21 protein-coding genes and 2 pseudogenes are annotated in these 23,597 nt (G+C 61.6%); 17 read left to right on the top strand and 6 right to left on the bottom strand.

Features of this window, described 5'->3' with window-relative positions:
• Nucleotides 1-25: 25 nt before the first annotated feature.
• Complete coding sequence (locus tag CR156_RS07505; protein WP_100552378.1) at nucleotides 26-466, bottom strand: low molecular weight protein-tyrosine-phosphatase; 441 nt, start codon at nucleotides 464-466, stop codon at nucleotides 26-28.
• A 300-nt stretch (nucleotides 467-766) separates the two neighbouring features.
• Between CR156_RS07505 and CR156_RS07500 the strand changes: the two genes are divergently transcribed.
• The 16 genes and pseudogenes from CR156_RS07500 to CR156_RS07425 all read left to right on the top strand — a co-directional run.
• Entirely contained in the window at nucleotides 767-2,188 is a 1,422-nt protein-coding gene (locus CR156_RS07500; protein ID WP_100554098.1) for an undecaprenyl-phosphate glucose phosphotransferase, read from the top strand.
• 78 nt (nucleotides 2,189-2,266) lie between these two features.
• The gene (locus CR156_RS07495) at nucleotides 2,267-3,721 is read left to right on the top strand and encodes a flippase (protein WP_100552377.1); all 1,455 of its coding nucleotides are present in this window, start codon (nucleotides 2,267-2,269) and stop codon (nucleotides 3,719-3,721) included.
• 40 nt (nucleotides 3,722-3,761) lie between these two features.
• Complete coding sequence (locus CR156_RS07490; RefSeq protein WP_207764192.1) at nucleotides 3,762-4,736, top strand: glycosyltransferase; 975 nt, start codon at nucleotides 3,762-3,764, stop codon at nucleotides 4,734-4,736.
• Nucleotides 4,737-4,758: 22 nt separating this feature from the next.
• On the top strand, nucleotides 4,759-5,958 hold the full coding sequence (locus CR156_RS07485) for a glycosyltransferase family 4 protein (RefSeq protein WP_100552375.1): 1,200 nt from the start codon (nucleotides 4,759-4,761) through the stop codon (nucleotides 5,956-5,958).
• Nucleotides 5,955-7,082, top strand: a complete 1,128-nt coding sequence (locus tag CR156_RS07480) for an acyltransferase family protein (protein ID WP_100552374.1) — start codon at nucleotides 5,955-5,957, stop codon at nucleotides 7,080-7,082. The genes CR156_RS07485 and CR156_RS07480 overlap by 4 nt, the downstream gene beginning before the upstream one ends.
• Before the next feature lie 93 nt (nucleotides 7,083-7,175).
• Nucleotides 7,176-8,396, top strand: coding sequence for a hypothetical protein (locus CR156_RS07475; RefSeq protein ID WP_100552373.1), 1,221 nt, complete (start codon nucleotides 7,176-7,178; stop codon nucleotides 8,394-8,396).
• A gap of 73 nt (nucleotides 8,397-8,469) precedes the next feature.
• Complete coding sequence (locus CR156_RS07470) at nucleotides 8,470-9,570, top strand: glycosyltransferase (protein WP_165780976.1); 1,101 nt, start codon at nucleotides 8,470-8,472, stop codon at nucleotides 9,568-9,570.
• Nucleotides 9,567-10,676 carry a glycosyltransferase gene (locus CR156_RS23140; RefSeq protein WP_100552371.1) on the top strand — a complete coding sequence of 370 codons (1,110 nt, stop codon included), beginning with the start codon at nucleotides 9,567-9,569 and terminating at the stop codon, nucleotides 10,674-10,676. Before CR156_RS07470 ends, CR156_RS23140 begins: the two co-directional genes overlap by 4 nt.
• 24 nt (nucleotides 10,677-10,700) lie before the next feature.
• Nucleotides 10,701-11,735: a UDP-glucose 4-epimerase GalE gene (gene galE, locus CR156_RS07460; RefSeq protein ID WP_100552370.1), complete on the top strand. Its 1,035-nt coding sequence runs from the start codon at nucleotides 10,701-10,703 to the stop codon at nucleotides 11,733-11,735.
• 159 nt (nucleotides 11,736-11,894) lie between these two features.
• Nucleotides 11,895-13,427: an L-piperidine-6-carboxylate dehydrogenase gene (gene amaB / locus CR156_RS07455; protein WP_100552369.1), complete on the top strand. Its 1,533-nt coding sequence runs from the start codon at nucleotides 11,895-11,897 to the stop codon at nucleotides 13,425-13,427.
• Nucleotides 13,428-13,450: 23 nt separating this feature from the next.
• Nucleotides 13,451-14,278, top strand: coding sequence for an SDR family NAD(P)-dependent oxidoreductase (locus CR156_RS07450; RefSeq protein WP_409349542.1), 828 nt, complete (start codon nucleotides 13,451-13,453; stop codon nucleotides 14,276-14,278).
• A gap of 159 nt (nucleotides 14,279-14,437) precedes the next feature.
• Nucleotides 14,438-14,728 carry a DUF4190 domain-containing protein gene (locus CR156_RS07445; RefSeq protein WP_025874887.1) on the top strand — a complete coding sequence of 97 codons (291 nt, stop codon included), beginning with the start codon at nucleotides 14,438-14,440 and terminating at the stop codon, nucleotides 14,726-14,728.
• A 7-nt stretch (nucleotides 14,729-14,735) separates the two neighbouring features.
• Entirely contained in the window at nucleotides 14,736-15,506 is a 771-nt protein-coding gene (locus CR156_RS07440) for a class I SAM-dependent methyltransferase (RefSeq protein WP_100552367.1), read from the top strand.
• A 9-nt stretch (nucleotides 15,507-15,515) separates the two neighbouring features.
• On the top strand, nucleotides 15,516-16,571 hold the full coding sequence (locus tag CR156_RS07435; protein ID WP_089240644.1) for a quinone-dependent dihydroorotate dehydrogenase: 1,056 nt from the start codon (nucleotides 15,516-15,518) through the stop codon (nucleotides 16,569-16,571).
• Between the two features lie 8 nt (nucleotides 16,572-16,579).
• Nucleotides 16,580-17,644 (top strand): UDP-N-acetylmuramate dehydrogenase, encoded by a 1,065-nt coding sequence (gene murB, locus CR156_RS07430; protein ID WP_100552366.1) that lies wholly within the window; start codon nucleotides 16,580-16,582, stop codon nucleotides 17,642-17,644.
• Nucleotides 17,638-18,465: pseudogene (locus CR156_RS07425) on the top strand (DMT family transporter); the annotation flags it as partial. The gene murB and the pseudogene CR156_RS07425, both read left to right, overlap by 7 nt.
• Nucleotides 18,466-18,482: 17 nt before the next feature.
• Here CR156_RS07425 and CR156_RS23385 read toward each other — a convergent pair.
• The 5 genes and pseudogenes from CR156_RS23385 to CR156_RS07400 form a co-directional block, all read right to left on the bottom strand.
• Nucleotides 18,483-18,563: pseudogene (locus CR156_RS23385) on the bottom strand (hypothetical protein); the annotation flags it as partial.
• A gap of 558 nt (nucleotides 18,564-19,121) precedes the next feature.
• Nucleotides 19,122-20,129 carry an aminoglycoside phosphotransferase family protein gene (locus tag CR156_RS07415; RefSeq protein ID WP_100552364.1) on the bottom strand — a complete coding sequence of 336 codons (1,008 nt, stop codon included), beginning with the start codon at nucleotides 20,127-20,129 and terminating at the stop codon, nucleotides 19,122-19,124.
• A 99-nt stretch (nucleotides 20,130-20,228) separates the two neighbouring features.
• Nucleotides 20,229-21,263 carry a DUF418 domain-containing protein gene (locus CR156_RS07410; protein ID WP_100552363.1) on the bottom strand — a complete coding sequence of 345 codons (1,035 nt, stop codon included), beginning with the start codon at nucleotides 21,261-21,263 and terminating at the stop codon, nucleotides 20,229-20,231.
• The gene (locus tag CR156_RS07405; RefSeq protein ID WP_100552362.1) at nucleotides 21,260-21,850 is read right to left on the bottom strand and encodes a TetR/AcrR family transcriptional regulator; all 591 of its coding nucleotides are present in this window, start codon (nucleotides 21,848-21,850) and stop codon (nucleotides 21,260-21,262) included. The genes CR156_RS07410 and CR156_RS07405 overlap by 4 nt, the downstream gene beginning before the upstream one ends.
• 147 nt (nucleotides 21,851-21,997) lie before the next feature.
• The gene (locus tag CR156_RS07400) at nucleotides 21,998-22,771 is read right to left on the bottom strand and encodes an APH(3')-II family aminoglycoside O-phosphotransferase (protein ID WP_409349567.1); all 774 of its coding nucleotides are present in this window, start codon (nucleotides 22,769-22,771) and stop codon (nucleotides 21,998-22,000) included.
• 101 nt (nucleotides 22,772-22,872) lie between these two features.
• On the opposite strand from CR156_RS07400, the gene CR156_RS07395 reads away from it, so the two are divergent.
• The gene (locus CR156_RS07395) at nucleotides 22,873-23,589 is read left to right on the top strand and encodes an SDR family NAD(P)-dependent oxidoreductase (RefSeq protein ID WP_100552360.1); all 717 of its coding nucleotides are present in this window, start codon (nucleotides 22,873-22,875) and stop codon (nucleotides 23,587-23,589) included.
• Nucleotides 23,590-23,597: the final 8 nt, after the last annotated feature.

The raw sequence follows: 23,597 nt of genomic DNA, 5'->3' as shown, positions 1-23,597 counted from the left end.
TGAAAACACCGCACCAGCGCGGCAATTACTTGATATGGCTTGCCCAGCGGGCGACGCCCTGCTCGATCAAACCGTAGACGTGTTCAAACGCGATCCGCTGCTGGCGATAGGGGTCGGGGATCTCTGCCTTCCCATCCCAATGGCCCAGCAGGAATGTCTTGCCGCTCACCTGGGGAACCTCACGGGCAATTCTCGCCACATGGGACTGCTCCATCACCAGCACCAGGTCGGCCGCCGACAACACAGACGGTGTCGCCAGACGCCCTCGATGGGAGCCAGGATCATGCCCCTTCTCCCGAAGCAACTCTCCTGCGGTCTCATCTATCGGCCGACCGACCAATGCCTGAAGCCCTGCGGAGGAGACATGCACCCCAGCGCGATCCCGAAGCTGGTGCCGCATGAGAATCTCTGCGGTTGGGCTTCGGCAGATGTTTCCGATGCAGACCAACAGCACCTTGTTGAACATGAGCCAATCCTCTGGCGGTCGACATGAAGTACGTACGCCAGCCACCCACGCTTCGCATACGAAAGTTAGCCAACCAGTATACCTGCATCAACGTGCCACCCAGCTCAACCGAGCGACGCACCCCAGCTCCTGACACTCCCAAAACCGGACCTGTGTCACGACAGGGTGAAGGTTCTGTTATCATCGTGTGATCGATTGTAACAGCTAACTGGTTGGACTGACCGCCGGATCGGCGCCGCCAGCCCCCGGGCAGCGAGGCGATTGCTGGATGCACAGATCCTCAACAAGGAAGAAATCGACATGTCTTACGTGCCCGCCCGGCACCATGCCGGACTTTGGAACGCTTCAGGAAGCAGGTTTGGACCCGCACTGGGTCTCGCCCTGAGGATCGGAGATCCCGTCGTTCTGGTAGCAGCCGCACTGGCGGCCCATGCACTGAGATTCGGCGAACTGCAGATGCCGATGAACTATGTCCGGCTGGTCGCCATCACGCTGCTTTTCGCACTTCTCGTCCTTGGATCGTCATCATTGTACGAGAGCTGGCGCGGGCGCAGCTTGCTCGCGGAGTTTGGCCAGGTCCTGATGAAGCTTGCCGTGATCTTCGGCGGCCTTCTCGCCTACTCCACTGCCATCCAGGTGACCGATGAGCTTTCACGGATCTGGCTTGCTGCCTGGTTTGGATTGAGCCTGGCTGGCGCATTTGCCCTCCGAATTGGCGTTCGCACCATAGCCGGCTGGATCCGAGCCCGAGGCACGGACCTGCGCAGCGCGGTCATCGTGGGTGCCACCACCGACTCGCAGCACATCGTCAGCTCCCTGAGGTCGGCCACCTGGGCAGGCATCGACGTGCGCGGCTGGTTTGCGACACCGTCTGATCGCGGCAGTGTTCAGCACGCAAGCAAACTGGGAGAGCTGGACGGGCTCGGCGCCTATGTAGAGGCCAATCACATCGATCAGGTCTGGATTGCGCTCCCGATGCGCGATGAAGACAACATTGCGATTGCCCTGAATCAGCTGCAGCACTCAACGGCCGACATCAAATTCGTGCCCGACATGTTCGGACTGCACCTGCTGAATCACTCTGTCGAACAAGTTGCCGGCCTTCCCGTCATCAATCTTCAGCAGACCCCGCTTCAAGGCGGCGCCCGTCTGATCAAGGCACTGGAAGACCGCATCCTTGCCGGCCTCATCCTGCTCATGATCTCCCCGATCATGTTGGCGATTGCCTTCGCAGTGAAGCTCAGCTCCCCAGGTCCAGTCTTCTATCGACAGGAACGGATGAGCTGGAACAACAAGACGTTCTGGATGCTGAAGTTCCGCTCGATGCCAGTTGACGCAGAAGGCGCGTCTGGGGCGGTTTGGGCCAAGGCCGGCGAGAATCGCGCTACTCGCGTAGGAAGCTTCCTGCGCAGGACCAGCCTTGATGAGCTACCGCAGTTCATCAACGTCCTGCTGGGCGACATGTCGATTGTTGGCCCGAGGCCGGAACGGCCGGTATTCGTGCACAAGTTCAAGCACGAGATTCCGTCCTACATGAAGAAGCACATGGTCAAGGCAGGCATCACCGGTTGGGCCCAGGTGAACGGCTGGCGGGGTTCTACCGATCTTCACAAACGCATTGAATGTGATCTCTTTTACATTGAAAACTGGTCACTTTCGTTTGACCTGAAGATTGTCGTCATGACGGTTTTCAAGGGTTTCATAGACAAAAACGCCTACTGATCGAGGAACAAGCTGGCATTCAAGCAAGTTTGCTTCCCGCCTTCGCAGCACAACAGCTCCAAACAGCATGCGGGCTCAATGAGAAAGAAAAATCACTCCTTTGCCCATAGCATCGCATGGAACTTGGCTGGTGCCGGGATTCCGCTCGCTTTCGCCTTCTTAGCCATACCGAGCCTATTGGCCGGCTATGGCAACGAACGCTTTGGCCTATTGACGATAATTTGGGCTCTGATTGGCTACTTCAGCATCTTCGATTTTGGCATCGGACGCGCACTTACGAAGCTCGTCTCTGACAGACTTGGAAGCAAAAGCACCGAAGACATACACGACGTCACAAAGACAGCCTTATTGACCATGGGCGTCCTCGGCCTCGTTGCGTGCGCCTTGCTGATTGTCGCAGCACCGCTACTTGTCCAGATACTCAAGCTGGATACCACGCTCCGGGACGAGAGCGTGCTCAGCCTTCGAATTCTTGCTCTCGGCCTCCCTTTCGTAATCCTGTCGGCCGGTCTGATTGGACTACTGGAAGCGCGAGCAGAGTTTCACGCAATCAATCGGGTTCGCCTCGTGATGGGAATGCTTAACTTCGGCGCTCCCTTGCTGATGCTTACATGGTCGCATAGCCTGGTGCCAGCAACGATTGCACTTGCTGTAGCCAGAGCCGCAACCACGGCATTCTACTTTCGAATCTCCGCGCACACAGGTGCACTGGATGTCAGCTCGGGTCGCTTCAACCGAAGCAATCTAAGGGAGCTTCTCGGATTTGGCAGTTGGATCACATTGAGCAACTTGATCAGCCCTCTAATGGCACAACTGGATAAGGTTGTGATCGGCAGCGTGGTCGCTCTCCACCTGCTCCCTTTTTATGCAGTGCCAGGCGACCTGGTCAATCGTCTCAGCTTTATCCCAATCGCGCTCATAGGCGTATTTTTCCCGGCATTCGCAGCACGCTGGAGCGCGCGGGAGCCAAACAAGCTGAAGTCGCTCTACACGAGTGCGGCCTTTTTGATGTTCTCCGCCGTCTATCCGATTGCGCTAGGCATATATGCTCTAGCGCCCGAAGGACTTTCGCTGTGGATCAATGAGGAGTTCTCCCGGCAATCAACGCCACTGTTGCACTGGCTCTGCATCGGCCTGATCCTAAACTCCATCGCCAGAATTCCGCACGCACTTCTGCAGGCGTCGGGCCGCCCAAGCATCACCGCCAAGCTGCATCTTATAGAACTCCCCGTCTATGCAGTCGCGCTGTGGCAACTGCTAAACCATTTCGGCATCATTGGCGCAGCGATAGCTTGGTCCGGAAGAATGGCACTCGACTATCTCCTCCTCAGCGCATGTTCGAGCATAGCCATCCCAGAATTACGCCGCCCCTCGGTATTCATGCTTACAGCGGTGATTATCGGAATTGCCGTAATGGCAGCCGCAGCATTTATTCCATCCCCCTTGCTCAGGCTTGTTCTTTCCATATCGCTCGGATTGGTGGGAATAACCCTGGCAGCCCCTATCGTTCTGCGTTTACGTCACAATGATTGAGCCACTAGAAATCGACACCACTACGCGACCAACCACATTGGTGACGGTAACCTATGCGGATCGCGTCGGGTATCTGCGTGAACTGCTTCGCCGCGCTTTCGAATCCGAGGGAGTGAATCAGGCAATCGTTGTGAGCAACGCATCGACGTCCGACCTCAGCATCATCGAGAATGAATGGGGGGATAAACTTCGCGTTGTCCGCCTGAGCAGTAACAGTGGATCTGCAAATGGATACTCGGTGGGAATCAAGGCAGCACTCGCTGACAACGCTGAGTTTATTTGGCTCATGGACGATGACAACGCACCACGCAAGGGGGCGCTGAAGAAGCTTCATTCACAGCTTCAGATCACCACCAGAGACTACGGGACTGAGAGGTCGGCAGCACTGGGGTTTCGGCCGAGCCATCAGGCAGATATCGCACAAGGCATGAATCCAGAACGTGCCTACCCTCTGCGCTCAAGCTTCTTCGGATTCCACTATCGGCAACTCTTCTTCAAGATCAAGCGTCGCATTGGACCCAAGACACCGCCCGGCGCGGCGCCCTCTGCTGTTCATATCCCATATGCACCCTATGGCGGACTAATGGCTTCACGAAAGCTCTTTGAAGCCATTGGCCTCCCGAACGTCGACTTCGTTCTATATGCCGATGACACCGAGTACACAAGGCGCATAACTGCTCGAGGCGGCGCGATCTGCCTTGTTACAGACGCAGAACTTGAAGATCTCGAGGAGTCCTGGAATTTGAAGGAGAGCTACTCCAACACCTTCCTAGGCTGGCTGAGGGGCGGGTCAGATTTCCGCGCATTCTACGCAGCGCGCAATCAAGCTTACTTTGACAGCAAAATCTGGATGAGCTCATGGATCGAGTACAACATTAACCAGTGCATTTACCTCGGACTTTTGACGTTCTTTGCGATCAAGACGCAGAGGTTCCCGCGGTATCGCCTGCTACTCAGGGCAGTCCGCGACGGCAGGAACTCTCGACTGGGAATTTCCAAGAGCTTCCCGCTTTGAATCGTCCGAAACCAATGCACCCATGAAAATATTGTTCCTGAACACATATGACGACCCGGCAGACGGCGGCGGCGTAGAGCTTACCGTTTGGACGCTGATCCGCGCCCTGAAGGAGAAAGGCCACGAGTGTGTTCTCGTCTCCACCCAGCCAGGGCGGACGCTTGACCTCCACGAGCGCGAAGGCGTGCGCATTTGGCGCGCAGGGATCCGCAACTTGTACTGGCCAACAAAGGAGAAGATCGCATCTTCGCTATCCAAACTCGCTTGGCATACGGTGGATGGCTACAGCCACTTGATGCAGAGCCACCTGAAACAGGTTCTCGAGCTGGAGAAACCTGATGTCGTGTCAGTACACAGCCTGCCTGGCTGGTCGGCCTCGTCGTGGGCGACCATAAAATCATTGGGCATCCCCGTCGTACAGGTTTTGCATGACCAGTACTCAATCTGTGCCCGGAGCTCGATGTTTCGCAATGAGCACAACTGCGAGACTCAATGTACGGACTGCAAGTTGCTACGCCTTCCCCACCGAAAAGCGAGCAGCGCGCCCTCTGCCGTGGTCGGGGTCAGCCAGTTCATTCTCGATCGCCATCTTCAGCACGGCTACTTCCGGGAAGTACCCATCAAAGCGGTCATCAACAATACGCGGAATCCAAAATCTCTCGAAGTCGGCGCCCTTGGGATTGAACACAAGGGCACTCGCTTCGGCTTCATCGGCCGTCTAGATCCAAGCAAAGGCGTTGAGATCCTTCTTCAGGCCTTTTCACGCTTCGAGCACGAGGACGCGCAACTCTGGATCGCAGGCGATGGCGACCAGAAGTATGTAGCATCTCTCAAAGAACAAACCAAGGACGGCCGGGTAAGCTTCCTGGGCAGAATCAAACAGCGAGACTTCTTCCCGGAAGTCGATGCCGTTGTCGTACCCTCTCTCTGGAATGACACCTTCCCGGGAGTGGTATTTGAGGCTCTCGCCTTCGGCAAGCCTGTTCTGGGGTCGCTCCGGGGTGGGATACCTGAAATGATCCAGCACGGCCAGAATGGCTTCCTCTTTGACCCAGACAACGACGGCGAGCTTCTCAGCCTTCTGAATCAAGTCGCAAGCAACCCCGAAGAGCGCATGGCGATGGGAGCCGCAGCCAAGGTATCTTCACGCCCATTCATGGATACCGAGGCGTGGCTGAACAAGTACCTCGCTCTATACGCGCAACTCGGAAGTGCCGCATGAACCAATTCGCCACTCCGAAGCCCGTCGTCCAAACCGGGCATGGAAAGCTTGACTCCATTCAAGCACTCAGGGCCGTCGCAGCATTTGCAGTGGTAGTTCATCACGTTGGACTGACCCTGGACAGCTACTACTCTGCTTCTCTCAGCTCCACGCTCGCCCTGCTGGCGGGGCTTGGGGCGGCGGGCGTCGACCTATTCTTCGTCATAAGTGGCTACATTATCTTCAGAAGCACTTCCAAGCTGGAGTCAGGGTTCTCTTCGGCACGGAACTTCCTGCGGAAGCGAGTGCTTCGCATCTATCCTGCCTACTGGATATGGACTTCAGTGCTGCTTCTCATGTGGCTTGGCGGACTAGCGCTTAAATCCCATCAATACTCCCTCTCCGTCATAGCGGGCTCATATCTCCTTATACCAGTGACCAGAGCGGATGGATCGTTGCACCCCGTCCTCGACCAAGGATGGACGCTGTCGTTTGAAATGTACTTCTACCTCGTTTTCTCTTCCATCATCCTTTTAGGCTGGCTTAAGAAGGGCCTTGCATGGATCGCACTCCCCTTCTTGCTGATTGCCTGCGCAGGACTTCTTCCCGCCATTCCTTCCGGCATACGCAGCGTGGTTTCATCACCCTTGGTCGCGGAGTTCCTCCTTGGTGTGTGCATAGGATGGGCTCTCTCCAAACATCAGCCGGCATCGCAATCCCTCCGACCAATACGGTGGGCTTTAATGGCTATCGGAGCGGGTCTCTTCGCGTTCGCCTTTCTTCGAGGAGAGGTTGAGGGAACGGGCATTGACAGGCTGGTTATATATGGATTCCCCAGTGCGGTGCTGGTAACGCTTGCACTGCTTGCTCCTTCCGCACCATTGTTGCGTCGAGCAAGCTGGCTGGGCGACGCCTCATATTCGATATATCTGACGCATGGATTCTTCACCTTGGCTCTTGGAACCTTACTGAAAGGCGGCCTCAGTCTCGGAGGAGCCCCGGCAGGTTTGGTACTTACTGTCGCCTCGGTCGCCATTCTGCTGATCTCCTCTACTGCCTACTGGCTTGTGGAAAAGCCCGTAGCGAGGCTGCTTACCGGAAGCGGGAAATCAGGCAACCCAGTTGCTGCATCCACACTCACCTAGTCCATCCATGCCCCACAACCATCGCCCAATAGTCACTGTATCGTGAAAATTCGCACGTCCCGAATCATACTGATTTCGCCGGTTGGCTTCGCCATGATCGCCTATGCATTCTTCTGGGCGTGCACCATGGTTCCGCCGTCTGCATATCAAGGCATCATGCATGAGAACAACTATATGTTCATGCATCTTCCGTCCCACATCCTGGTTGGCGGATGCCTTGTCGCGTTCATATTTGGTGCGACAGTCCTGGGATCCAGGGCATCTAATCCAACGGATCCACTGGACAACCGTCGAACCATGCGGGCGTCTTTCATTGCGCTCCCCATAGTGGGATTGTCGATGATTAATCTGATATCCATTGCACTTCTGCTGGAGAACAACCCAAATCTACTTACCGGCTGGGTCAGCGATGGGCGAAGTGCGAAAATGGACCTTGACGCAACAGGCGCCATGACAAACGCGCTACCGGCACTTTATGCCACCTGCTGGTGGGGCCTGTGGCGCACCATGGACAGGGAGTACATTACCGGCACACGCCAATGGACACTACGTTCCATATTGTTGATCGCCACCTTGATTGCGATCTACAGCGCGCTTGTCAAAGTAGCAAGATACGACCTGCTCCCATGCGTGTTTGGACTGGCTATTGTCTATCTTTCCCATAAGTACAGCATTGGGAAACTCAAACTATCCGGCAGCTTTACATCATTTGCTGCAATTTCTTTGATTGTCGTAGGCCTTTTCCTTGCAATGGCCTGGCTTCGAGGAAGCGATGAAGTAGCGATTCTAGGGAGGAACGTAGCAGGCTATACGGCTGCCAGTTACAACCGACTTGCGGCGATACTCGATGGCGCCATGAAACTCCCATATTCTGATACTGGCGTACACGCCTTCAAGTTCCTGACATACATTCCAATTGCAAATAGATGGATTGATTTCCCTGCACTTTTTGGGATGCCCACCAAGGAGGATGCCTGGCTCAGCGAATTCGGAGCAGTAGCGCAATCAGGACTTGATGGAAGTTACATCTGGTCTTCAGCATTCGGATATGTCTATTCCGACATTGGAATCTTCTCCATCGCCTACTTCCTGATCATCGGCATGATTTCCCAGAGAGCATGGAAAAGCATGACTTCTGGCCGAGCCCTTGGACTTTTAACTTACCCATGGGTTGCATTTTCCATTCTCTTCTGGATGGGCGACAACTTCATAGCACACTCCAAAATAATTGTATTCATTGGAATGGGCATTGTTATCGCAACCTATGACCGACTTGCTCTACAAAGAGAGAAGGTCCCACGGATGAGGAAGTGAAAGAAGATCTTCATTAATCTCATTCCATAAGCACCCGAAGTGGCAGCACATGAAACCACAGCAGTCCACCTGCATGACAAAGGTTCTGATGATCACAGCCCGCGCCGACCACGGCGGCGGGCCGCGACATCTGGAATTGCTTATGCGTGATGGCGCGGACTGGATCGTGCCATACGTGGCCTGCCCTGATGAGAAGCCCTATTGGGCCCGATTCAACGAAATTGCTGGCGGCCGAATGTTCCGCATTCCCCACAGGAAGTTTGATTTTCGTCAGGCTTGGCGCTTGGCCATGTATGCGCGCCGCCACGGAATTCACATTGTCCACGCACATGGAAAGGGCGCGGGATTGTATGCCCGCTTCGTTTCCGCGGTAACGGGGATTCCGGGCGTTCACACGGCGCACGGAATTCACGTCGGAGAGTACGGTCGAATCGGCAGAAAGCTCTATAGCCTTTATGAGAATGTGAGCTCACTCTGGGTGAATCACGTAGTTCACGTATCAGACGAAGAGAAATCGCAGGCACAGATGCTCGGGTTGTGGCGAAAGCGGCCATCGACCGTAATCCCCAATGGCGTGACGAGCCACGAACCAAGTGAAATCAATGCCATGCGTGACCGCGCGCGCCGACACCTGCGCGCCCGGGAAGGCGTCCCTATCGTTGTCACGGCCAGCCGATTCGACTATCAGAAGAACATGCTGGAGGCTTATGCCGTAGCCAAGGCCCGGCCAGACATGCACTTCATCTGGATAGGTACCGGTGCTGACTCTCCGACGCTGACAGAGCGAGCTGCATCAGAGGGAGTGAGCAACATCAGCTTCCTCGGCCAGGTTGATAACCCCTTGGACCACTTGGCGGCCGCAGACGTCTATCTCTCGACTTCGCGCTGGGAGGGCCTTCCCTTGGCTGTACTGGAGGCAATGTCCCTTGGCATCCCTTCTGTTCTCTCGAATGTTACTGGACATGTCGAGCTTGTACGTACACATGGCGTCGGGCTTCTTTACACGCTGGGAGATATCGACTCAGCCACAGCTGCATTGTTGCGTGTTGCATACGAAAAGCCGCTTCAGAAGGCGCTGTCGGAGCAGGCACTTCACTCGCAGCTGCACAGATTCTCATCGAAGGTCGTCGCGATGGAGACCGCCGCCATTTATAAGAAAGTACTGGAAGTATGAAAGTAGCGATCATCCACTACTGGTTCGTCACCTGGCGTGGTGGCGAGAAGGTCATTGAGCAACTGCTCAAACTCTATCCAGACGCCGATGTCTTCACGCATGTGGCGACGCCGGAGATAGAGCGCACGAAGCTTGCAGGCCATCGCGTGCAGCGCACATTTGTGTCCAGGCTGCCGGGTGCCCAGAAGCGCTATCAGAAATATCTCCCGCTCATGCCCGTCGCCTTGGAGCAACTGGACCTCACCGGATACGACCTCGTCATCTCGAGCGAGTCTGGACCGGCGAAGAACGTCATCACGCATCCTGATGCACTACACATCTGTTACTGCCATAGCCCAATGCGGTATGTCTGGGATATGTATCCACTCTACCTTGCGGATGCTGGATGGCTTACCCGGCTTCTGATGCGGCCGTTGATGCATTACATGCGCCTCACCGACTCTGTCTCCGCTTCGCGTGTCGATCATTTCATCGCGAATTCGAAGTTCATCGCGCGCAGGATAGACAAGTGCTATCGCCGGCAGGCAGAAGTCATTCACCCTCCTGTGGAAGTGGATGACTTTGAAGCACGCGCTGAGAAACAGGACTACTACCTTCTTCTCGGTCAGTTGACCGCGTACAAGAAGGCAGACCTTGTGATGGACGCATTTCTGCGCAGCGGGAAGCGGTTGGTCATCATTGGCGAGGGCGAACAACTCGCTGCCATGCGCGCGCGCGCGACGGAAAGGGTTGTCGTACTTGGGCGGCAACCGTTCTCCGCGTTGAAAGAACATCTGGCCAACGCGAAAGCCCTTGTTTTCCCAGGCGTGGAAGACTTCGGCATTGTTCCACTTGAGGCAATGGCTTCCGGAACTCCAGTCATCGCATATGCCAAGGGTGGTGCGCTTGAGACTGTGATCGAGAGTGACGACCCCAGCGCAGCAACTGGATTGTTCTTCCACGAACAATCCATTGATGCAATCAATGAGGCTGTTGCTCGATTTGAGTCGCTTTCAGAGCCCATCTCGGCAGAGGCATGTCGTGCAAGGGCTGAACAGTTCGCACCCGACCGATTCAGGGAAGAACTCTCGTCCTTCATCCAGGCAAAACTCCGCAGAGAAGCCTGAACCACCTAGCTCATGGTTAATCGCATGAACATCCTCATCTGCGGCGGCGCCGGCTACATCGGCAGCCACATGGCCCAGTACCTCGCCGAAACCGGCCACACCGTAACCGTGCTCGACAACCTCTCCACCGGCCACCGTGGTGCCGTCCGCTGGGGTGAACTGCTTGAGGCAGACCTGTTGGATGCCGAAGCACTGAAGCGCGCGTTTCAGGGTCGCCACTTCGACGCTGTAATGCACTTCGCCGCGCGCTCGCTGGTGGGCGAATCCGTTATCGATCCTTACGCGTACTACGCCAACAACGTCACCGGCACCCTCAACCTGCTGGAGGCCATGCGCCGCCATGGCGTCGACCGGATCGTGTTCTCGTCCACAGCCGCCGTCTTCGGCAATCCACAGGCAGATGTAATCGATGAGGACCATCCCAAGGCGCCCATCAACCCCTACGGCGCCAGCAAACTGATGGCAGAGCGGATCCTCGCGGATGCAGCGACGGCCTACGGCCTGCGCTCGACCTGCCTGCGCTACTTCAATGCTGCTGGCGCTCTGCCCGACCACGGCATCGGCGAGGCGCATGCCTGCGAAACCCACCTGATTCCCAATGTCCTGCGTGCCGCGCTGGGCATTGGCGCAGCCATGAAAGTGTTCGGTGAAGACTATGCAACGCCCGATGGGACCTGCGTGCGCGACTACGTGCATGTGCAGGACCTGGCCCAGGCCCATGCGCTTGCCCTTGAGTACATGGAACACACCCCCGGCGCGCACGCCTTCAATCTCGGCAACGGTCACGGATTCTCGGTCCGCGAGGTGATCACCGCTGCCGCAGCGGTGACCGGGCGCGAGATTCCATTTGAAATGGCCGAGCGCCGTCCGGGCGATCCAGCCAGTCTGGTTGCCTCTTCCACCCGCGCCCGCGAGATCCTGGGCTGGCAACCCAAGTGGACCGAACTGGCGCCCATCATCGAAAGCGCCTGGCAGTGGCATCGCAGCCCGCCCGCATGGTCGCCGCAACCGGTCGCCCGCAAAGCTGCCCGCGGGATGGACGAAGCCCTGCCTGCCTGAACAGGCGCTTCGCGCCTGACCCACTGCACGGCGACCGTCAACCCCGCAGCGCATCAAAGCCCCTCCTTGCCCCTCTGCTACCATCGTCGGCTCAGTTCGTCGCGCCCCCACCTGCCCGCGACGGCACCAAACACAACGTAACGAAACACAGGAGTCTGCATGTCTTCCGAGCTGCTCAAGTCCCTTGGTCTGGACGCGATCAACGCTGGCACCTACCTGGGCAACGGGGAGTGGTCGAGCGCTACCGGCGGTGAGCTGATCACCCCGATCAACCCGACCACCGGCGAGCCGATCGCGCAGGTCCGCGCCACCACCGAAGACGAGTACGAAACCGTCATCGCGCGTGCGCAGGAAGCCTTCAAGGTCTGGCGCACCACGCCGGCCCCGCGTCGTGGTGAAGCCGTGCGCCTGTGCGGCGAAGCGCTGCGCAAGCACAAGGATGCCCTCGGTTCGCTCGTCGCGCTGGAAATGGGCAAGAGCAAGCCAGAAGGCGATGGTGAAGTGCAGGAGATGATCGACATCGCCGACTTCGCCGTGGGCCAGAGCCGCATGCTGTACGGCTACACCATGCATTCCGAGCGCCCCGGCCACCGCATGTACGAGCAGTACCAGCCGCTCGGCCTGGTCGGCATCATCAGCGCGTTCAACTTCCCGGTCGCGGTGTGGGCATGGAACTCGTTCCTGGCCACCATCTGCGGCGACATCTGCCTGTGGAAGCCGTCCAACAAGACCCCGCTGACCGCCATCGCCTCGATGCGCATCTGCAATGAAGCGCTGCGCGATGCCGGTTTCCCGGACCTGTTCTTCCTGATCAACGACGCCGGCACCGCACTGTCGGAAAAGATGGTGGCCGACAAGCGCGTGCCGCTGATCAGCTTCACCGGTTCCACCCAGGTCGGCCGCACGGTCGCCGAGAAGGTTGCGCATCGCCTCGGCCGTTGCCTGCTGGAACTGGGCGGCAACAACGCGATCATCCTCGACGAAACCGCCGACCTGAAGCTGGCGATCCCCGGCATCGTGTTCGGTGCGGTCGGCACCGCCGGCCAGCGCTGCACCACCACCCGCCGCCTGATCGTGCACGAATCCATCCATGACGACGTGCTGGCCACGCTGGTCAAGGCCTACAAGCAGGTGGAAGGCAAGATCGGCGATCCGACCGACCCGGCCAACCTGATGGGCCCGCTGAACAGCGACGGTGCTGTGCAGCAGTTCCTGGCGTCCATCGAAAAGGCCAAGGCCAGCGGCGGCACCATCGAAACCGGCGGTACGCGCATCGACCGCGCCGGCAACTTCGTGCTGCCGGCCATTGTCACCGGCCTGAAGAACAGCGATGAAGTGGTGCAGCACGAGACCTTCGCGCCGATCCTGTACGTGATGAAGTACAGCACGCTGGACGAAGCCATCGACATGCAGAACGGCGTGCCGCAGGGCCTGTCCTCCTCGATCTTCACCACCAACCTGAAGACTGCCGAGCGCTTCCTGTCGGCGGCCGGTTCGGATTGCGGCATCGCCAACGTCAACATCGGTACCTCTGGCGCGGAAATCGGTGGCGCCTTCGGTGGCGAGAAGGACACCGGCGGTGGTCGCGAATCTGGCTCGGATGCATGGAAGGTCTACATGCGCCGCCAGACCAACACCATCAACTATTCGGATTCGCTGCCGCTGGCCCAGGGCATCAAGTTCGACCTGTGATGACAAACGGTCCGGCCATGCACATGGGTCAGAGCCCCTCCGGGGATCCGACCCACGCCGTGCCGACCACTCAGGGTCGGATCCCCACAGGGGCTCCGACCCTCGATTTCACCGGCCGCCGGGTGTTGATCGCCGGTGGCAGCAAGGGCATTGGCCGCGAACTGGCGCTGGCGTTTGCCGGCGCCGGTGCGCAGGTTTCGGCGTGCGCGCGCGGCCAGGCCGGCCTCGACGCCCTGCAGGCCGATGCGCAGGCACAGCGCACGCAACTGCACACCTTCTCCGCCGATCTGGGTGATCCTGCCCGGATCAGCGCCTGGCTGCAGGCCGCTGCCGACACGCTCGGCGGCATCGATGTGCTGGTCAACAACGCCACCGGCTATGGCATGGCCGATGACGAAGACGGCTGGGCCGCCAGCCTGCAGATCGACCTGATGGCCGCTGTCCGCGCATCGCGCCTTGCGTTGCCGTGGCTGCGCGCCTCGTCCGATGCCTGCATCCTCAATCTTTCTTCGATCGCCGCGCAGCAGCCGCGTCCCGGCGGTGCACCGTATGCGGCGGCCAAGGCCGCGCTCTCGCACTACACCACCTCGCAGGCGCTGGCACTGGCCCCGGATCGGATCCGGGTCAACGCCATTGCACCGGGCTCGATCGAATTCGCCGATGGTCTCTGGGATCGACGTCGTGTCGAAGATCCCGCCCTGTACCACGGCACCCTGGCGAAGATTCCGTTCGGCCGCTTCGGGCAGCCGCGCGAGATCGCCGACGCCGCGTTGTTCCTGTGCTCGCCGCTGGCGCGCTGGATCACCGGCCACGTGCTCAACGTCGATGGCGGCCAGGTGTTGATGGGCTGAATCTGTAGAGCCGAGCCCACGCTCGGCTTGCGCGCGCAGCGCGGGCGATGCCGTACCAGCCGAAGCTTCAGCCGAGCACGGGCTCGGCTCTACAGGGCACTGCCCATGGGATTGCCGGAGCAGAGGCACTATCATGTCGGCACTGCCACGGAGGACTCGATGAGCGTGCCACCCCGACAGAGCAACGCCCTGGCCGTGGTCAGCCTGATCGCGGGCATCTGCAGCTGGACCGTGCTGCCGGGTGTCGCCGCCCTCGTTGCGATCATCACCGGGCACCTGGCCCGCGCCGAGATCCGCCGCCGTGCTGGCGAACAGGACGGCGATGGCATGGCCCTGGCCGGGCTGATCATGGGCTGGCTCAACATCCTCGCTGCGGTGGGCCTGGTGGCCATCCTGATCTTCGCGATGGTGGCGGCCGGTGCCGACGCCAAACCTGGACTGCGCTGGTGAAAGCACGATGACCTCCCCGGACAGCACTGAACGCTTCAGCAGCCGCGTTGCGGACTATGTCCGCTACCGCCCCGACTATCCGGTCGCGCTGATGGACTGGCTGCATGGCCCCATGGCCGTAGCAACCAGCGCGCTGGTTGCTGACATCGGCGCAGGCACCGGCATCTCCAGCCGGCAGTTCCTGGCCGCCGGCCATCCACTGGTCGCCGTCGAACCCAACGCGGCGATGCGCGCCGCCGCCGAGCAATGGCTGGCGCCGCAGTATCCGCACTTCTCCGCCGTCGATGGCCGCGCCGAGGCCACCGGCCTGGCCGATGCCAGCGTTGACCTGGTCAGTGCCGCGCAGGCCTTTCACTGGTTCGACACCGTGGCCGTGCGCGCCGAGTGGCAGCGCATCCTGCGCCCGGGCGGGCTGGCGCTGATCTACTGGAATTCGCGCCTGCTCGATGCCAGTCCGTTCCTGGTCGGCTACGAACAACTGCTGCTGGACTACGGCACCGACTACACCGCGGTGGCCGAACGCTATCAGGACGACGCCACCATGCAGGCCTGGTTCGGCTCCGGCCTGCGCGGCATGGTGCAGCTGCCGAACGTGCAGCACTTGGACCTGGACGCCCTGAGTGGGCGCCTGCTGTCTTCTTCCTATGCGCCGCAGCCCGGCCATCCGCGCCACGCGCCGATGCTGGCTGCGCTGCAGGACCTGTTCGCCGACCACGCGGTCGACGGCCAGGTCGCTTTTGAATATCGAACCCGAGCCTTCCTCGGCACGCTGGACTGAAATCTACGCATGTATTCGCTTGCCCGCCCCTTCCTGTTCTCGCTCGACGCCGAACGCGCCCACGGTCTCGGCCTGTCCGCTCTGGACCTGGCCTATCGCACCGGCACCACGCCGCTGGTGGCCGCACGCATCGCGCCGATGCCCAGCACGGTGTTCGGGCTGACGTTCCCCAATCCGGTCGGCCTTGCTGCTGGCCTGGACAAGAATGGCGAGCACATCGATGCGCTGTTCGCGCTGGGTTTCGGCTTCGTGGAGATCGGCACGATCACGCCGCGGCCGCAGGCCGGCAACCCGAAGCCGCGCCTGTTCCGGCTGCCGGCGCACAACGCGATCATCAACCGCATGGGCTTCAACAATGCAGGCGTGGATGCGCTGGTGCGCAACGTCGAACGCGCGCGCAACCGGCGCGGCCTGCTCGGCATCAACATCGGCAAGAACAAGGACACCCCCAACGAACAGGCCGCCGATGATTACATCGCCTGCATGGACAAGGTGTACCCGCTGGCCGACTACATCACCGTCAACATTTCCTCGCCCAATACCGCCGGCCTGCGCGAACTGCAGGAAGAGACCGCACTGCGGCAGCTGGTCAGCCAGCTGCGTGAGCGCCAGGAAGCGCTGGCCGCGCAGCATGGCCGGCGCGTGCCGATGCTGGTCAAGGTGGCCCCTGACCTCAACGAGCGCGACATCGACGCCGCCGCACGTGTACTGGGCGAACTGCAGGTGGACGGTGTGATCGCCACCAACACCACCATCGACCACAGCCGGGTTGCCGGCGATCCGCTGGCCAATGAAGCCGGCGGGCTTTCCGGTGCACCGGTGCTGGAGCAGTCCACTCTGGTGCTGCGCCGCCTGCGCGCGCGCCTGCCCGAATCGGTGCCGCTGGTCGGTGTCGGCGGCATCCTGTCCGGTGCCGACGCCGTGGCCAAGATGGCGGCCGGTGCGGCGCTGGTGCAGTGCTACAGCGGTCTGATCTTCAAGGGCCCGGCGCTGGTTGCCGATTGTGTGGAGGCGATCCGGCGCCGACGCGAGGCGCCCAGCCGCGGCGCGGTGGCACCGCTGTGAGTACCCCCATGGACGACACCAACAACACTGCAGCACCGCTGCGCTGGACCCTCACCCGCAACGCACCGCTGCAGGCCCTGAACACCTTCCACGTACAGGCCAGCGCCGCGCAGTTGCTGGAACTGCACGATGCCGCGCTGCTGCCGGAGGTCCTGGCCCTGCCGGACGTGGCCGACGGCCCGCTGCTGGTGCTCGGCAGCGGCAGCAACGTGCTGATCGCCGACGACCTGCCCGGCACCGTGCTGGTGTTCGGCAACCGCGAAATCACTTTCCTTGAACACCGTGCGGACCACGCCGTGATCCGCGCCGGAGCCGGCGTGTCCTGGCACGGGCTGGTGATGTGGTCGCTGCAGGAAGGCCTGTCCGGGCTGGAAAACCTGGCGCTGATTCCCGGCACGGCCGGTGCATCGCCGATCCAGAACATCGGCGCCTATGGTGCCCAGGTCGGCGAATTCATCCAGACCGTAGAGGCCTGGGACTGCCAGGAAAAGACCTGGGTACGGCTGGACAACGAACAGTGTGGCTTCGCCTACCGCGACAGCGTGTTCAAGCAGCAGCCGGACCGCTACCTGATCACCGCCATTGAACTGAAGCTGCCTCTGCTGCATGACCTGCGCATGGGCTACGCCGGCATCCGCGAAGAACTGCAGGCACAGGGCGTGGAACTGCCCAGCGCTGTGGACGTCGCCAATGCGGTGATCGCGATCCGTCGCCGCAAGTTGCCCGACCCGGATGTGCTGGGCAATGCAGGCAGCTTCTTCAAGAACCCGGTGCTGCCGCTGGAACAGGTGGAAGTGCTGCTGCAGCACTTCCCCGAGCTGCCGGTGTTCCCCGCAGACCGTGACGACCGCCGCAAGGTCTCGGCCGCATGGATGATCGAATCCTGCGGCTGGAAGGGCTTCCGCGAGGGTGATGCCGGCGTTGCCGCCAGCCATGCGCTGGTACTGGTCAACCACGGCAACGCCAGCGGCACCGAACTACTGGCACTGGCGCGGCGGATCTCCGCCTCGGTACTGGAGAAATTCGGCGTGCCGATCGAACCGGAGCCCCGCCTGCTCGGCGCACAGTGGTGAGCACACCGGCCCTACCCGCCAGCGCCACCCCGTTGCGGGCGGCGCTGCTGATGCTCGGCAGCACCATGGCGTTCGGCCTGATGGCGGTGGCGATCCGCTATGCCACCCGCTACGTGCCGACCCAGGAAGTGGCGTTCTTCCGCAATGCCTTCGGCCTGCTTGCGCTGCTGCCGATGCTGCTGCGCCCGGGCCATGCGCCATTGAAGACCCAGCAGCTGCCGCGCTATTTCGTCCGCAGCGCGATCGGCCTGGGGTCGATGCTGTGCGCGTTCTGGGCACTGGGGCACCTGCCGCTGGCGCAGGCCGTTTCGCTGTCCTACTCCACCCCGTTGTTCGTCACCATCGCCGCGGTACTGTGGCTGGGCGAAAAGGTACGCGTGCGGCGCTGGGCGGCGGTGGTGGTCGGTTTCATCGGCGTGCTGGTCATCGTGCGGCCGGGCACCGCCGGCTTCACGTCCGGCAGCCTGATCGCCGTGGCCGCCGCCGTGCTCAGCTCGCTGGTGGCGATCCAGATCAAGCAGCTCACCCGCATCGACAGCGCCGACACTGTGGTGCTCTACACCTACGTGTTCTGGGTGCCGCTGTCACTGATTCCAGCATTGTTCGTCTGGATCTGGCCCGCCGGCATCGCCTGGGTCTGGCTGCTGGCCACCGGCGTGCTGGGTACCATCGGCCAGTTGCTGTGGACGCGCGCATTGCGCCTGGGCGAGGTTTCCGCGCTGACCCCGATCAGCTTCCTGCAGCTGCCGCTGGTGACCTTGTGCGGCTGGCTGCTGTTCGCCGAGACGGTTGATCGCTGGACGATCATTGGCGCCGGCATCATCCTAGGCGCCAACGCCTACATCGCCCATCGCGAAGCGGTGCTGTCACGGCGTGCAGCGAGCGTCGCCGCGAGCGCGGCAGCCAAGCCGGCAGAGTAAGGGGTCTGGCCGGGCTGCGCCCGGCACCCGCAGAGGCCGGAGCCGAAGCAACTTCAACAGCGACATTCCGCGGGATGGCGGGGTGGTGTCGGATTGCGGGGACGCCGTAAATACGTCCCTGTAGGCTTGGCAGCCGCATCCATGCGGCTGACACCCCGCAATCCGACACCACCCCACCTCTGACAGTTTCCGGGTGTCTGGTAGATCCACGCCATGCGTGGATGAATCTCCATCGAAATCGAACATTTCGACAATTGATCGAAAAACATCCACGCATGGCGTGGATCTACGTGTCGACCAAGGTCGACACCCACCAAGAGCAAGTCATGCCATCCCAACAGATTGCGGAGATCTGTCGAGGGCGGGGTGGGTCCGGTTGCGGGGGCGTGAGCGCCATGGATGGCGCGACCGAGGCTACATGGACGTACTTGCGCCGTCCCCCGCAACCGGACCCACCCCGCCCTCCCAAGGAATGCCCGCGGTTGCTGTTGCTTCGGCAGTTGCTGTTGCTTCGGCTTCGGCCTCTGCGGGTGCCGGGCGCAGCCCGGCCGCACCCCCTACAGCACCCGATACGCGCGCTCGGCCGCATCGAATACATTGCCCGGCGCGAACTGCTCGCCCAGGTAATGCAGCGACTGCCGGTGCTGCTGCAGCGAGCGTTGCGCCGCGCTGGGCCCCAGCAGCATCTGCTCGAACTCGATCAGGTCCTGCAGGATGCGCCAATGCCGGTACCACGCAATCCAGCGCGGATCGCCGAGGTCGTCGCCATATCCCTCGGCGAAGCCCAGCGGATGCTCACGCCCCCAGCGGCCACCCACCGCAGCGCCAACAAACATCAGGTCGCGCTCGCGCGGGGCCAGCGCCAGGCCGTCCCAGTCGATCAGGTGCAGCGCGTCGTCCTGTCCCATCAGCAGATTGCCGGCGTGCAGATCGGCGTGGCACAGGCACAGCGCGGGTGCTTCGTCCTGCAACGCACGACGCAGCGCTTCGGCACGCTGGTGCAGTTCGGCGATGCGCGGCTGCTGCTGCTGCCACAGCGCCAGGAATGCACTGCCGGATCGATCCTGCGCCTGCGCCAGCGTTGCGGGATCCTGCAACCACGTCCCCACCGTATCGACGGCCGCGGTTTCAAGCCGCAGCGTCGGCAAAGCCTGGCGCAGCGCCGTCGGAATCTCCGCCTCATGCAGGCGCCGCAGCACCTCGCCCAGTCGGCGCCATTGCGCACGGCTCAGCGGGGCCTCAAAGCCCGATTGCCCTTCGATATAGGGGAACAACGTGAACTGCAGGCCCCAGCGCTGCACCGAGGCACCGCCGGTCAATGCCGGCCAGGGCGCAACGATCTCTTCGATGCCCAACGTGCCACGCAGCCAATGCAGGCTGTCCCAGACCGCTGGGGCAACCTGATAGTTGCGGCACTTCAACCACCAGTGGTCGTGGCGGGCATCGATGCGGAAGACGCACGCGTTGGCGTCGGCACCCACCGGACGCGGCACCACCGCTGTCGCGTTGATGTCGTAGGACTGCTGCAGGACCTCAACGATCTGCTGCGCCGAAGCGAATGACATGGATGCAGGCGTGCTTTGGTGACGACACCTACTATCGCAGATGACCCTGCATCCGCACAGGCTAACGGGTCACAACATCGGTGTCCTGCGACAAAAGAACTAGCCGGCGACGCGTCGCATGACCGCTTCCAGCGGACCACGTGCGAACTGCCACGACCACAACCAGGCTGCTGCGGTAGCCAGCATCACGAACAGCAACGCGGCCATCAACACCCACGACAGGCTGGCGCTTCCGTCCAGCAGGCCGAGCGATTCCAGCACGCCCATGCCAATCAGGATGTGCGCCACGTACAGGCTCAGCGTCATCCGTCCGGCCGCAGTGAACGGCTCCAGCCAATCGCCGGGATGCAGGCGCACCAGCCACAGGCACGCGGCGATCAGTGCACACGCCGCGCCTGCGCCGGTCAGCAGATACGCCGGACCGGGCGGCATCGGCTGCGTCGCCAGCCACAGCTGCCACGCCGTGCCGTGGCCCCACTGCTGCAACGCCTGGCCGGCGCCCATCAACAACAGGCCGAGCAGCAGCAGGGCGCGCTGCACCCGTGGCTGCGACAGCGGCAGCCGCGCCAGCAGCATGCCGAGCAGGAAGAAGCACAGCCACGGCAACACGGGATGGAAACCGTTGAACAGCAGGTTGCGCATCGCACCCGGCCATTGCCACAGACCTTCGTAAGCCAGCGTCTGCCAGTTCCATCCCTGGCTGTAGTCCCAGCGCAGCAGGGCCCAGAACGAGACCGTCGCCAGAGCAACCATGCTGCCGAGCAGAACACGAGGCGAGGCGCGCAGCCACAGCACCGCCACCGCGAAGTACACCGCGTAGTAGTGCAGGATATCGGCGGGAAACACGGTCAGGTTGAGCAGACCGAGTACGGCCAGGAACACTGCCCGCCGCCAGGTCTGCATGCTCGCCTGCCACCACGCTTGTCGCTGCGTGGCCAGCATCAACCCCACCCCGGCCAGCGTCACGAAGGTTGCCGAGGCCTTGCCTTCCAGCAGATGGAAAAATCCAGCAAGCACCCCGCCACCGTCGGCTTCAACGGCCATCGCCAGACGGAAGTTGACCAGCACCATGCCGGCCAGCGCGAGATAGCGTGCGAGGTCCAGCCCATGCAACCGTCGATCGTCGCTGCTCACGAACGCCCCCCAAGCAGCGCTGCCAGCAGGCCGGGATCAAGCACGTCGGCATCCGCCTCGCGCCCCTCGCCCAACCCCTGCCGCAGCGCATCGCTTTCAATCGCATCCAGCAATACCTGTGCCTGCAGCGCGGCCGCCAGTGCCGGGCGCCGGCGCTCACGCCGCGCAACCTCCTGCAGGGCCTCGGCCAGACCGCGCTGCAACTGCGCGCGGTTGCCCGCAAATGCCGCCGCCACCGCCGGATTGCGCGCGCTCTCGGCCAGCACTTCCACACTCAGCAGCGCCCATTCCGGCTGCCGGCACAGGGCATGGAAATCCTGCAGGAACACCTGCACCTGCGCACGTTCGCCATTGCAGTCCGTCAAGCGTTGCAACAGGGGCTGCAGCTCATCCTGTTCGACTTCGGCCGTGGCCAGGATCAGCGCCTCCTTGCCGGGAAAGTGGTTGTAGAGATTGCCCAGACTGACGCCGGCCGCCTGCGCGATGTCGCGCATGCTGGTCTGGTGGAAGCCTTTCACCAGAAAACACTGCAGGGCAGCCTGCAGGATCTGCGAGGCACGCTGTTCGTTGCGGTCGGTACGGTTCATGCGGCAAACAATGAACGAACGTTCGTCCTTTTAAAAGATCCACCGAGGCTATCGGCCAGTCGCCGTTCAGGCCGCTGCGCTTGACCTCAACCGCTGTTGAGGGCCGATCCTGACGCGCCATGCAACACCAGCGGACTGCGCATGCTCCTAGAAAAACTCGTCCAGCAGGCGGTAATAGGCCAGCCGATCCTCATCGGCACGGATGCCATAACGGGCAAGCAGTGGCGCGACCCAGCGGGTGTCGCCGTAGTTGTGGACCAGGCTGCGAGCGGCCAACGCCAGGTCCTGGCAACGATCAGCCACGCCCAGCCGGCCGCAATCGATGAAGCCGCTGAAGCGGCCGTCGACCGCCAGCAGATTCGGCAGGCACGCATCGCCGTGCGCTACCACCAGATCCTCATCCGCCGGACGGGTTGCCAGCAGTTCGGCATAGACCTGTTCCGCGCTCTTGCCCAGGCGCTCATCGTCGAAATCATCCGCATCGATCTGCCCCGCGGCAACGCGCGCGGCTACCGCTGGCAGGCGCGAAGCGAGGCGATGATCGAACGGGCAAGCGGCGACCGGCAGCGCATGCAGATCGCGCAGCGCATCGGCCAGCAGCACGACCACCTGGGTGGGCTGCAGCGTCGGCGACGATGCCAGGTCATGGCCGGGCAACGCGCTCATCAGCAGCCAGCGCCGCCCCCCCTCCTCCGCCGTATCCAGCACCTTGGGCGCCGGCTGTCCCTGTGCCCGCAACCAGCGCAGACGAAGGATCTCGCCATCCAGCTCGCTGAAGGCATCGATCACTTCCGATTTCAGGAACGCATCCGGCAACCCCGGGCGTCGCACCCGCGCTACATCAGCGCGCGACACGCCGATGCTCTGCATCTCGATCTCTGCATCGCGCAGCGCGCTGCACCACTGCGACGGCAAGGGCATGACACCGCCATCGCTCGATCCTGCTTCCATCTCCACCGCTCCGGCCCCGGTCACAGCCTGGATTCTCTCCGAAGCGGACACTTCACAGCAAAGGACATCGCATGAAACTCATGGTCATCGGCGCCAGCAAAGGCCTCGGCCGCGCCTTCGTGGAAGGCCTCTGCCAGCCCGGCGATACCGTCATCGGTGTGTCGCGTACACGCCCCACGCAGCTGGACTGCGGCGGGGGCGTCGACCTGCACTGGATAGAAGCAGACCTGAGCCAGCCGGCACGGGCGGCCGCCAGCATCGCAGCGCAGTCGCCGCCGGATCTCGATGTGCTCATCCACAATCTCGGCATCTGGGAGGAGACCGCATTCAGTGACGACTACGATTTCCTCAACGAAAGTGACAGCGCGCTGGCGCAGCTGGTGGACGTCAACATCACCGCCACCCTGCTGCTGCTCAAGCAGTTGCTGCCGCGCGTGCTCGGCGGACGCCGCCCGCAGCTGGTGTTGACCGGCTCAACCTCGGCGCTGCCGCGCAGTGGCCGCCCCGAGGTGGCCTTTGGCGCGTCCAAGTTCGCGCTCAACGGCGTCGCCGATGCCCTGCGCGAAGGCTTCCGCCAGCAGCGGCTGGCCGTGACGACGCTGCAGCTGGGCTACCTCAATACCGACGATGCACTGTCGGTGCCCCTGCAGCAGGCCGCCGCACGCGGCAATGGCGAGTACGTGCCGGTGCACGACGTGGTGGCGATGGTGCGCGCTCTGCTGCAGCTCTCGCCCTCCAGTTTCGTCCGTGAGCTGGTGCTGCCTGCGATCGCCGATCCGCGTTACTAACGCTCAGC

Source organism: Stenotrophomonas lactitubi, assembly GCF_002803515.1.
Classification (GTDB): domain Bacteria; phylum Pseudomonadota; class Gammaproteobacteria; order Xanthomonadales; family Xanthomonadaceae; genus Stenotrophomonas; species Stenotrophomonas lactitubi.
The sequence above is the reverse complement of the archived record's forward strand: the minus strand, read 5'-3'. Positions and strand labels throughout refer to the sequence as shown.

Coding starts and splice junctions, on each gene's coding strand:
- CR156_RS07505 (WP_100552378.1), bottom strand. CDS start 466: ATGTTCAACAAGGTGCTGTTGGTCTGCATCGGAAACATCTGCCGAAGC.
- CR156_RS07500 (WP_100554098.1), top strand. CDS start 767: ATGTCTTACGTGCCCGCCCGGCACCATGCCGGACTTTGGAACGCTTCA.
- CR156_RS07495 (WP_100552377.1), top strand. CDS start 2,267: ATGAGAAAGAAAAATCACTCCTTTGCCCATAGCATCGCATGGAACTTG.
- CR156_RS07485 (WP_100552375.1), top strand. CDS start 4,759: ATGAAAATATTGTTCCTGAACACATATGACGACCCGGCAGACGGCGGC.
- CR156_RS07480 (WP_100552374.1), top strand. CDS start 5,955: ATGAACCAATTCGCCACTCCGAAGCCCGTCGTCCAAACCGGGCATGGA.
- CR156_RS07475 (WP_100552373.1), top strand. CDS start 7,176: ATGATCGCCTATGCATTCTTCTGGGCGTGCACCATGGTTCCGCCGTCT.
- CR156_RS07470 (WP_165780976.1), top strand. CDS start 8,470: ATGACAAAGGTTCTGATGATCACAGCCCGCGCCGACCACGGCGGCGGG.
- CR156_RS23140 (WP_100552371.1), top strand. CDS start 9,567: ATGAAAGTAGCGATCATCCACTACTGGTTCGTCACCTGGCGTGGTGGC.
- galE (WP_100552370.1), top strand. CDS start 10,701: ATGAACATCCTCATCTGCGGCGGCGCCGGCTACATCGGCAGCCACATG.
- amaB (WP_100552369.1), top strand. CDS start 11,895: ATGTCTTCCGAGCTGCTCAAGTCCCTTGGTCTGGACGCGATCAACGCT.
- CR156_RS07450 (WP_409349542.1), top strand. CDS start 13,451: ATGGGTCAGAGCCCCTCCGGGGATCCGACCCACGCCGTGCCGACCACT.
- CR156_RS07445 (WP_025874887.1), top strand. CDS start 14,438: ATGAGCGTGCCACCCCGACAGAGCAACGCCCTGGCCGTGGTCAGCCTG.
- CR156_RS07440 (WP_100552367.1), top strand. CDS start 14,736: ATGACCTCCCCGGACAGCACTGAACGCTTCAGCAGCCGCGTTGCGGAC.
- CR156_RS07435 (WP_089240644.1), top strand. CDS start 15,516: ATGTATTCGCTTGCCCGCCCCTTCCTGTTCTCGCTCGACGCCGAACGC.
- murB (WP_100552366.1), top strand. CDS start 16,580: ATGGACGACACCAACAACACTGCAGCACCGCTGCGCTGGACCCTCACC.
- CR156_RS07415 (WP_100552364.1), bottom strand. CDS start 20,129: ATGTCATTCGCTTCGGCGCAGCAGATCGTTGAGGTCCTGCAGCAGTCC.
- CR156_RS07405 (WP_100552362.1), bottom strand. CDS start 21,850: ATGAACCGTACCGACCGCAACGAACAGCGTGCCTCGCAGATCCTGCAG.
- CR156_RS07400 (WP_409349567.1), bottom strand. CDS start 22,771: ATGCCCTTGCCGTCGCAGTGGTGCAGCGCGCTGCGCGATGCAGAGATC.
- CR156_RS07395 (WP_100552360.1), top strand. CDS start 22,873: ATGAAACTCATGGTCATCGGCGCCAGCAAAGGCCTCGGCCGCGCCTTC.